Raw genomic sequence first — 9,476 nt, 5'->3', positions numbered from 1 at the left:
AACGAATACCGTAGCCCATGCCCGCGATGCCCAGCGTCGCCATCGAGTCGAGGAAGCAGGCGGCCAGCCGTCCCAGCCCGCCGTTGCCGAGGGCCGCGTCGGGCTCGAAATTCGCGATGTTCTCGAAATCGACGCCGAGTGAGGCGAGCGCCGACTTCACCTCGCCGTAGATGCCCAGCGCCAGGACAGCATTGCTGAATGCCCGGCCAATGAGAAACTCCATCGACAGGTAGTAAACCCGCTTCCTGGCCTGTTCATGCTGGGCTGCCTGGGTTTTCATCCATCGTTCGATCAGCAGATCACGGACCGCCAGTTCGGTGGCCTGCAGCCATTCGCGTGGCGTGGCGAACGACGCATCCTTGCCGATGGCATAGGTCAGTTTGCTGACGATGGCGTCCTTGAGGCTCGCCACGGCGTGATCTTTTCGGTCCAGGCTGATTGGTTGGTTCATATGCGTTTCATCCATAAATCCTGCAGGCGGAGATGGCGCCTGCTGTTGTTTCCTGCTGCAATTTTGCCGAAGGAGGCTGCCCGCCTTGCGCGCCGGTTATTTCAGCGCGGCGTGACGTGCCCATACAAATCTTTCATCTGTCCCGCCGCAAGATCCCAGCTGAACTCCTGCGCCATGGCGCATTGCTGTATGCGCGCCCACTCGTCGCGACGTGCATACAGCGCGCACGCCCGGTGCACGGCGGCGATAAAAGATGCATTGTCGAACCGGTCGAAGACGAAGCCGGTCGCCTTTCCGTCCGCCATGTTTTCAGCATTGCAATCCACCACCGAATCGGCAAGTCCGCCGACACGGCGCACCAGCGGCAGGGTGCCGTACCGAAGTCCGTAAAGTTGCGTCAGGCCGCAGGGTTCGAAGCGGGACGGCACCAGTATTACGTCGCTGCCGGCGATGATGCGGTGCGATTTTTTTTCATCGTAGCCGATATGAACCGATACCGATGAAGGATGCGCCGAGGCAGCTTCCCTGAACGCCGCTTCCAGCGCCGGATCGCCGCTGCCAAGCAACACGAGCTGGCCACCCCGGCTGAGAATGCCGCGCAACCCTGCCTGCACCAGGTTCAGGCCCTTCTGGTCGGTCAGGCGGCTGACAACCCCGAACAGGGGCGCGTTGTCCTGCATGGCCAATCCGGCCTCCTTCTGCAGGGCTCTCTTGCAGGCCCGTTTGCCGTCGAGAGAATCGCGGCCGTAGTGTTCTGCGATGTCCGGATCGGTCGCCGGGTTCCATACATCGAAATCGACGCCGTTCAATATGCCGCGCAGATCCGGCGCCCGACCGCGCAACAGGCCGTCGAGACCGCAGCCCTGCTCCGGCTCCTGGATTTCGCGCGCATAGGTCGGACTGACCGTGGTGATCTTGTCGGAATAGAACAGGCCGGCTTTGAGGAAGGACAAATTGCCGTAGAACTCGACGCCGTACATATTGAAGAAGTCCCAGGGCAGCTCCAGTTCACCGAACACATGGCTCGGGAATACGCCCTGGTAGGCGAGGTTGTGTACCGTGAAAACGCTGCCCGCCACCTTGCGGCCGGTGCGTATTTCTGCCGCCTTCAGATAAGCGGGTGCAAGGCCGGCATGCCAGTCGTGGCCGTGGACGATGTCGGCGTTCCAGGAAGGATCGAGCCCTTGCGCCAGTTCGGCAGCCGTCCAGCCAGCAGTCCGAATCGGCGGTGATTGTCGGAATAATCATGGTTATCCGGCCCGTAGTAAGGGTTGCCGGGACGATCGTACAGGCCCGGCGCATCGATCACATAGGCAGGCAGGCCGCTGTCGGGCAGCGTACCGGCAAGGAGCCGCAAGGCGCTCGCGCCGAAACGCGGCGGCAGTTCGGCCACCAGGCGCAGATTATTCATTTCATTCATCATTGCCGGAAATCCCGGCACCAGAAGCCGGGCATCGCACCCGGCGCGGACCAGGGCCGGCGGCAGTGCTCCCGCCACATCGGCGAGGCCGCCGGTTTTCAGCAGCGGAAAGATTTCTGAACAGACGTGCAGGACACGCATTGTTGCTCCACAAGGTTGTCGGCGGGGCGGGAAACAGGAGTTGTCGACGGGTTGTTTCCGTCATGATTGCAGCGGGAGCTGCATCGGATGCGCCTATTATCAGGCGCATTCTTGACCGGGCTTTGACTGACATCCCGCAAGAGTAGTTCCTGCAGTCAATTTGACTACAGGAACTATCCGGAGGTCTTGCTCTAGCGCAAGCGGCAAGCCTGTCCGCTTTTCAGCCTGCCAAGGCCATCAGGTCCGCGATATCGAGACCGGAAAGATCTTGGCCGGTATTGCCGACGAAAGCGGCGCGGCTGTAAGGCTTGTCCTGCAGCCATGCCGCAGCGGCGGCCTTGATCCGTTCCGCATCGCAATGCAGGACGCCCTGGCGGTAACGGCGCCGCATCTCCTCAGTGATTCCCTGCCGCCGCTGATTCAGCGACCAGATCACCTCGGCATACGGGGAACGCGGCTTGTCGAGATCCTGGATGACACAGATGATCGCTTCCTCGATGTTTTCCTGCTTCAGGTCCGCATTCGCGACCCAGTGTATCGCGCGGGCAAAATCCTCATAAGTTGCGGCGAGGCGCGGGTCGCGGTAGGACATCATTACGAATGCCCCGATGGACGGGTTGTAACCGGCTTGGCCGCCGTAGGCGCCGCCCTCTTCCCGCAGCGCCTGGTGCAATACCAGGTTGGTCAGTATCTCGCCCAGTACAGCCAGCGCCGGTGCATCCGGATGCCCGACACCGGGCACCTGCCATGCGGCAAAGCAGTGATTGACCTGCGCCGGCGCATGCAGTGCCGCTTTTGCAAGCGCCAGTGGCGCCGGCGTCTGCTTCGATCCGGATTTCTCCTGCGGGGCATTCGCGGCAGGTTCCGGCAGGTCGAGCAAGGCGGCCAGTTGTTCGCCGTCGTTGTCGATCCCCGCGGCGACGATTACCGGCTTGCGGCCGACGATGCGCTGGTGCAGTTCCGCCAGACGGCCGGCGATTTCCGCCAGTCCTTCGGGTGTCTGCGACTTCTGGTGCAAGCTGCCGTAGAACGGCAACGCGCTGGCACCCTTGATCTGCTCGTCGAAATGCCGCAGCGGCGATACCGGCGCGGTGGCGGCGAGTCTGGCGTAGCTGTCGCCCTCCTCCGCAAGGCCATTGCGCATATCCTGCACCATGCTGTCGATCAGGAATGCAAGCCGCTCGTGCTCGTCGAAGCGCGCGCCGCGAATCGATTGCGACAGCACATCGGCGATCGCCGCCTTCTCTTCGCTGAGGCCCTTGGCATAGAAATCGACATCGATGCGCAGTGCGGCGCCGGCATCCGAAGCCTGCTGCACCTGCATGGCTTGCAGGTTGACGTCGAAAAACGGCACCTGGTCATGGCGCCATGCATCCGCGTCCTCATAGGATTTATCGCCCATGCCAAGTTCGGACAGCACATCGACATACAGCTGCAGCCACGGCCAATCGGCTTGCGGCATATCGGAAACGTCGTACATCACCCGCCCGTAAGCAATGCCATTGGACGGTATCGATACCGTGATCCGGCCGTCTTCCGTCATCGGCAAAGGCAGCGCCGGACGGGGCAGCGGACTGACATCCTGCGGACGAATGCGGGGCAGCACGTCATTGTTGACCGGCTGGCGCTGGCGTTCGAGCAGCGCGGCCGCTTCCGAGCGCAGCCTGTCCTTGTCCCCGTCATCGAGCGATGCCTGCAATTGCGCGAGACGCTCGTTCTCGATTTTTTCACGCTTGCTGAAGTATTCACTGTCCGGCACGACCGTGGTATCCAGCCGGGTCGGCGAATCCAGCAGCGTCTGCACCAGACCCTTGAAGAAAGCGGGATCAGCGATGCGCTGCTGCAGGCGTTCGAGGATGTCTTCATGATCGAAACCGTTCATGATGTCGCCGCCGTACATCTCGTGCGGAATCGCGCGCAACAATTGCTTCAATGCATGCGGCATGTGCCCGCCGCTGATTTCGCGTTGCCCGAAACGGATGTCGCGCAATGTCGCCTGCAGCAGCGATTCCGGAACCCCGCTCTTTGCGGTTTTTTCCAGCGCCGACCAGATGCACTTGCGCGCCGCGCCTACCTGCTCCTTCGTCAGTCCTTCCATGCCGAGGTGAAACAGGATCTGGCGGATGCCGGTGTCGGCGCCGTTCAATGCCGAAGGCCGTCCGAACCCGGCGGACTCCATCGCATAGGCAAGCGGCGCGGCTGAATTGCTCAGCAGTCCCGCTTCAAGCAATTGAGCGTGGTAATACGACTCCGGATCGACCGATTCGCCCATCAGCCAGGTGATCTGCACCCCATGCTCCAGTCCGGGAATATTCACCGTGACCGCTTTCGGCGCGGTCCATGCGGGTGCTAGCTGCGGTAGCAGGCGTCCGCCGGATTGCCGGTTGGAGAGCCGGGAAAGAACCCGTTCTTCTATTACCGCCTGCACTTCACGCGCATCAATGCGGCCGGCGGTCATGAACACCGCCTGCGACGGATGATAGTGGGTGGCGTGGAATTCCTTCAGCGCCGCATGGGTGAGCGCCGGGATGTCCAGCGGATCGCCGCCGGATTCGTACTCATAGGTCGTGCCCTTCAGCAGGGAGGCACCGATGCCGCTGTCGAGGGCACGCATCGGATCGGCGAATGCGCCTTTCATCTCGTTGAACACCACCCCGTGATAGGCAAGCTTGCCGTCTTCCACTGCCAGACGCCAGCCTTCCTGCAGGAAATCGAGATAATCCAGACGCGGGAAAAAAGCCGCATCGAGGTACACCTCCAGCAGATTGAAAAAGTCGGTCTTGTCGGTGCTCGCGAACGGATACACGGTTTTATCCGAGTAGGTCATCGCGTTCATGAAGTGCGCGGTGGACCTGCGCAGCATCGAGAAAAACGGGTCGCGCACCGGGTAACGGTCGCTGCCGCACAACGCGAGGTGCTCAAGAATATGCGCACGTCCGTCGCTCGCGTCGGGTACCGTCGGGAAACCTACCAGGAACACCAGCTCGGGATCATCGCTGGCCAGGTGGATGTGGCGCGCGCCAGTGACGGCGTCTTCGTATTCCTGTACTTCCGCGCGCATTGCAGGGATATGCCGGGTACGTAATTTGGTAAATGTCATTAGCGAGTATTGATTACTTATAACTATTAAATTTTCAGAGATGATAGTGTCTCACACTATAAGACCGAACGTAGATTCAAACACCTCTAGCCTATCGGTATGCAGCCTCGCTGGCAAACAAACCTCTTCTATAGTTGAGCGGATCCGGGCTGCGCGGCAAAAACGGGTCGGTGACAAACGGAACCGCCTTCACGACATATGCCGGCGATTGGTTGTTGATCAATAAGCAGGTGCATGAGAATTGATAGCGCAGGACCGAGCGATAGTATTTCTTCAATAGCGACCAAACCGGCTGGTGGACATGAAAATGGCCAAAAATTGCTGACGACGGAAAAGAGGTATGGCAGCACTGACGTTCTTCGCCGCGCTCGGCCTGGCAATCCTCCGCGTGTTTGCGGCGAAACTCCGCTTCCTGAACAATTCCTGAACAATTCTTCGCACAGCATCTGGCTGTCGGCCGCCGGAGACATCTCCGTCGCATATGTGTTCGTTTTTGCAACCATGGCACTGCACTTCCTTGTGAATGACGTAGGGCTGCAGGGGCATTACAAACACCGTTATCAAAGCACGGGCCGGTGGCTGCTATCAGCCGCAGTGCCTGCCGGATGGGCGACCGGTTTCTCGATAGACAATCCGGACCTGACGGTCACCAGATGGCCTTCGTTGCCGGCGCCATCATTCTAAATGTCCTCAGGGAAGAACTGCCGGACGACCTCTAAAGCCGTTTCACGGCCTTTCTCCTGGGCGGCGGAACCTACGCGGCACTACTTCGCGCGCTGTAGAGCGCTTTCGCAGCCGACAAACGTCGAAGGCGATGAAATCTTTTCCACTTTTGCGGCGTCCAACAAACTCGTACATCGATGCCGGGACTATACGGGATAGCCTTCGTGCATTCAGTGCCTGACCAAGGAGCATCGCCATGCCCTACCTCACCTTCAACCGTGTTCGCCTGCTGGCAACGATCGGTCTTGCGATCGTCGCGTTATCCATCCCTTTGCCGGCTGCGGCGCAGTCGAACGTCGCCCCCGACGCGGGCGGTGATACGAAAAGAGGCCGAACGATAACCGGTCCGCGGGACGTTGCGGCGACCGCACCGGAAAGCGCCGGCACCGCGACGAGCGGCGGAACGACGAACAGCCTGGGAGATTCGAAGAATAACCGCGCCGGGATAGCGAGATCCGGCGAGCCGCAGGAAGCGATTGAACTCAGCAATGCCGACCGCAAACTGATGCGGGAGCTGGCGCAGGCACATCTTGCGGAAATCAAGATGTCTGCTCTCGCCACCGCCATTTCCGCAAATCCGGCAATACATGGTTTCGGCGAAAAGATGCTGGAAGAACACCTCACCGCACTGGATGAGCTCAGGCAAATTGCGAACCGGGCCGGCGTGATCCTGCCGGGCGGCGTCGAGAAGGAACATGCTGCAACGCTTCATCAACTTGCCCTGAAAGCCGGACAGGAATTCGACCGGATGTATCTCGATCAGGCAGGACTGGCCGATCATGAACGGTCTCATCGCCTGTTTCAGGAAGCAGGCCGCCGTGCCGAATCTCCTGTATTGAAAGCTTATGCGGCAAGGCTCGTTCCTGTCATCGGCCAGCATTTGCAGCTGGCCCAGCAGATGCGGGACGATCCCGCGGCTGCGGCCGCCGCAGTGCAGGCTTCTGTCCGCGCAGGCCAGTCGACCAGCATCAATGCGCCGGCGGGATCGTCAAGCAGTCAAGCGAACGCCGCCAGCGGCGCCAAGGGTGCGGGCAGCATTTCCGGAAGCACGACGGGCAGCGGAAAGTGATCCCCGAAAATGCCGCATGGAATATCCGGCCGCCCAGCTGTCGTGCCACGCTTCATCACACGGGGTCGCCTGGCCTACAACATGCCGCCGCTGTCCTCGAAGAAGCCTTACACCAAACGTTCGCTGGTAGCGACCCTGCCGCGCGATGACCTGGACCTGCTGTACCAATGGTTCATCGAACGTGAATATGGACAGGCGCTACGCCTGAACCGTCCCATCTTCGGCACCCACGTCACCATCGTTCGGCACAGCGAAGACGTGCCCAACATGGCGGCGTGGGGCAAGTATGAAGGCCGCGAGGTGGAGGTCGCCTATGACGTGGTGCTGCGCAATCATTTCGGATTCTGGTCGCTGCCGGTGTACGACGAATGGTTCCAGGAAGTACGGGCTGAACTCGGCCTGCCGCCGGAGCCGGACTTTCATATCACGGTCGGACGACAATTCGAATGGCAACCAATTGCGCCGGGTGCCCGACGCCATGCGAGCGAAATCAGGCGCGAGCGCGAACGGTACGAAAACGCCCCCTCGCCGGTACGACGGCCGGACAGGGATTTCACAGCGCCCGCCACTGCATCGGTCGCCATAGACAGTCATGTTTTGTGGGATATCAAAGGCAAAGCCCCTTGATTGTCTACGCTCGATTGAGGCAGTTCCCTTCAACCGCCGTCGATGTCGCGAGGACACAAGGATGGCCGAAAGTTTCTTTCAACGCTGGACCAGGCGCAAGGCCGAAGCAGCCGGGACGACGGATGAGCCCGGCATGCAGTCTCCTCCGCAGCATGTGGGCAACAGCGCCCCCGAAGCAGATGGCGAACGATCCGCATCGACCTCCTCCGCCCGTCCGACGCTGGGGGATATTGCGCTTCTTAACGCCGAATCCGACTATTCGGCCTTTGTCGCCACCGGCGTCGACAAGGCTGTGCACCGTGCAGCGATGAAGAAACTGTTTTCCGCTCCGCATTTCAACATCATGGACGGTCTCGATATTTATATCGACGACTACAACAAGCCGTCGCCGGTTTCCGCAGCCATGCTGGCAGCGCTTCAGCATTCGAAATCCACCCTCGATCCCCAGCCATACCGGGCCGGGCAGAAGGACGATGAAGACGAAGGCGAGGGGCAACAGGAGCGCGACGAGCCGGTCGATGCCGCAACGGCCCTCGACCTTCCCGAAAACGAAACAGGCGACGAACCGGAAGAGCCGACACATAACGAATCACCTCGGGGCGAACTACCCGATCCCTCATGACAACCAAATTTCATATCTGCAATTGCAATCGAAGCATGCCGCTCAACGCTGTCTCCGGCCAGCGCCTGGGGCAATCGCTCGGCACCGAAGCGCTACCCGTTGCCACCCAACTCTGCGGTCGTGATGCCGGCAACTACCTGGAGTCGATCGCTGGTGACGACACCGTCGTGGTCGGCTGCACGCAGGAGAGCGCCCTGTTCAAGGAACTGGCCGAGGAAAGGCAATCGGTCGCGCCGCTGCGCTTCGTCAATATCCGTGAAACCGCCGGCTGGGGATCGCAGGCGTATGCCGCGCTGCCGAAGATGGCGGCGCTTCTGGCTGATGCGGCGCGCCCCGCCCCGGAGCCGGTTGCGACGGTGAGCTATACCTCGCACGGACATGTGCTGATCATCGGCAATGCAGGCGCGGCGCTGGCATGGGCAGACCAGTTAAACGGGGCCCTTCATGTAACCGTACTCGTTACCGGAGGCACGGCGGAACGGGATCGGCCCCTTTCCAGGGAATATGCGGTGCTGTCCGGCGCGGATGTCCACATCGACGGCGCACTGGGCAGCTTCAGGGCGACATGGCGGCAAAGCAACCCGATTGACCTGGATCTGTGCGTCGGCTGCAATGAATGCGTTGCCGCTTGCCCGGAAAACGCCATCAGCCTGCTTTATCAGATCGACGACGCGAAATGCCGGCGGCACGGCGATTGCGTCAAGGCCTGCGGCGCCACGGCGGCGATCGATTTTGCCCGCGTGGCGACGCACAGGACAGGTGAATACGACCTCGTCCTGGATCTGTCGGAATCGCCTTTGCTTGCCATGCACGCGCCGCCGTACGGCTACTTCGCGCCGGGAAAGGACCTGCCTGCCCAGCTTGCCGCCGGAATGCGTCTCACGCAGATGACGGGCGAATTCGAAAAGCCCAAGTACTTCCACTACAAGGAGCGCCTGTGCGCACATGGCCGCAACAAAAAAACCGGTTGTAATGCATGCGTGGAAATCTGTTCGGCCGACGCCATACGGGGTGACGGCGACCGCATCATCGTCGATCCGCAGCGATGCCAGGGATGCGGCGCCTGTGCGACCGTGTGTCCGACCGGTGCGCTTGGTTATGCCTATGAGAATGTCCCCTACACCGGAAAGCGCCTCAGGACGATGCTCGCACACTATGCCAGCGCGGGCGGCGAGCAGGCGGTACTGCTCTTTCACGGCAGCGGACCGGCAACCGATCTCGTCACCCGTCTCGGGCGGCTCGCCAAGGCAGGCAAGGCGCATAAGGGATTGCCTGCGCGCGTAATTCCGGTTGAAGTACATCACGTTGCATCGGCCGGGCTGG

General features: G+C 61.0%; 7 protein-coding genes and 1 pseudogene. 5 read left to right on the top strand and 3 right to left on the bottom strand.

The window, feature by feature from the left end; all coding sequences use genetic code 11:
- The 3 genes and pseudogenes from VGU61_RS03250 to VGU61_RS03240 all read right to left on the bottom strand — a co-directional run.
- Positions 1-451 (bottom strand): glycogen/starch/alpha-glucan phosphorylase (locus tag VGU61_RS03250; RefSeq protein ID WP_326857666.1); only part of this gene is annotated, 451 nt, incomplete at its 3' end.
- A gap of 101 nt (positions 452-552) precedes the next feature.
- Positions 553-2,012 (bottom strand): annotated as a pseudogene (gene glgA, locus VGU61_RS03245) (glycogen synthase GlgA).
- Between the two features lie 220 nt (positions 2,013-2,232).
- Complete coding sequence (locus tag VGU61_RS03240) at positions 2,233-5,112, bottom strand: insulinase family protein (protein ID WP_326857665.1); 2,880 nt, start codon at positions 5,110-5,112, stop codon at positions 2,233-2,235.
- 575 nt (positions 5,113-5,687) lie between these two features.
- On the opposite strand from VGU61_RS03240, the gene VGU61_RS03235 reads away from it, so the two are divergent.
- The 5 genes from VGU61_RS03235 to VGU61_RS03215 form a co-directional block, all read left to right on the top strand.
- Positions 5,688-5,831, top strand: coding sequence for a hypothetical protein (locus VGU61_RS03235; protein WP_326857664.1), 144 nt, complete (start codon positions 5,688-5,690; stop codon positions 5,829-5,831).
- 200 nt (positions 5,832-6,031) lie between these two features.
- A complete protein-coding gene (locus VGU61_RS03230; RefSeq protein ID WP_326857663.1) occupies positions 6,032-6,904 on the top strand; it encodes a DUF4142 domain-containing protein in 873 nt (290 codons plus the stop codon).
- A gap of 42 nt (positions 6,905-6,946) precedes the next feature.
- On the top strand, positions 6,947-7,531 hold the full coding sequence (locus tag VGU61_RS03225; protein ID WP_326857662.1) for a hypothetical protein: 585 nt from the start codon (positions 6,947-6,949) through the stop codon (positions 7,529-7,531).
- A 61-nt stretch (positions 7,532-7,592) separates the two neighbouring features.
- Entirely contained in the window at positions 7,593-8,153 is a 561-nt protein-coding gene (locus VGU61_RS03220) for a DUF3306 domain-containing protein (RefSeq protein ID WP_326857661.1), read from the top strand.
- Between the two features lie 35 nt (positions 8,154-8,188).
- On the top strand, positions 8,189-9,476 hold a 1,288-nt coding region (locus tag VGU61_RS03215; RefSeq protein ID WP_326857660.1), incomplete at its 3' end, for a 4Fe-4S binding protein.

Origin of the sequence: Noviherbaspirillum sp. (assembly GCF_035944575.1) — a bacterium.
Classification (GTDB): domain Bacteria; phylum Pseudomonadota; class Gammaproteobacteria; order Burkholderiales; family Burkholderiaceae_D; genus Noviherbaspirillum.
Note: the sequence above shows the minus strand (reverse complement) of the source record. Positions and strands in the feature narration are given on the sequence as shown.